Origin of the sequence: Microbispora sp. ZYX-F-249 (assembly GCF_039649665.1) — a bacterium.
GTDB lineage: Bacteria > Actinomycetota > Actinomycetes > Streptosporangiales > Streptosporangiaceae > Microbispora > Microbispora maris.
The window spans coordinates 1-983 of sequence record NZ_JBDJAW010000139.1 but is presented as its reverse complement, the minus strand read 5'-3'; the positions used below and the strand labels follow the sequence as shown (position 1 = coordinate 983).

The 983-nt window shown below is 66.6% G+C and carries 1 pseudogene; it reads right to left on the bottom strand.

Annotation, left to right across the window (positions count from 1 at the left end):
- A pseudogene (locus tag AAH991_RS40105) lies at positions 1-983 on the bottom strand (DNA-directed RNA polymerase subunit beta); the annotation flags it as partial.

Sequence of the window (983 nt, the reverse complement as noted above, 5' to 3'; positions counted from 1 at the left end):
AGGAACGGCATGTCCTCGACCGGGAGGATCTTGGAGATGACGCCCTTGTTGCCGTGACGGCCGGCGAGCTTGTCCCCATCGGTGATCTTGCGCTTCTGCGCCACGTACACCCGGACCAGCTCGTTGACACCCGGAGGAAGCTCGTCGCCCTCCTCACGGCTGAACACGCGCACCCCGATGACCTTGCCGGACTCACCGTGCGGCACCTTCAGCGAGGTGTCACGCACCTCACGCGCCTTCTCCCCGAAGATCGCACGCAGCAGCCGCTCCTCGGGCGTCAGCTCCGTCTCACCCTTGGGCGTCACCTTGCCCACCAGGATGTCGCCGGTCACCACCTCGGCGCCGATGCGGATGATGCCGCGCTCGTCGAGATCGGCCAGCGCGTCCTCGGAGGCGTTGGGGATGTCGCGGGTGATCTCCTCGGGGCCCAGCTTGGTGTCGCGGGCGTCGACCTCGTGCTCTTCGATGTGGATCGACGACAGCACGTCGTCCTGCACCAGGCGCTGGGACAGGATGATCGCGTCCTCGTAGTTGTGGCCCTCCCACGGCATGAACGCCACCAGCAGGTTCTTGCCCAGCGCCATCTCACCGTTGTCGGTGCACGGCCCGTCGGCGACGACCTGACCCCGCTCGACCCGGTCCCCCTCGGCCACGATCGGCTTCTGGTTGAAGCAGGTGCCCTGGTTGGACCGCTTGAACTTCGCCACCCGGTAGGTCGTCCGGGTGCCGTCGTCGTTCATCACGGTGATGTAGTCGGCCGAGACCTCCTCCACCACACCGGCCTTCTCCGCCGTGATCACATCACCGGCGTCGGTCGCGGCACGGTACTCCATACCGGTCCCGACCAGCGGCGCCTCGCTCTTCAGCAACGGCACCGACTGACGCTGCATGTTCGAACCCATCAACGCGCGGTTGGCGTCGTCGTGCTCGAGGAACGGAATCATGGCCGTCGCCACCGACACCATCTGACGCGGCGACACGTC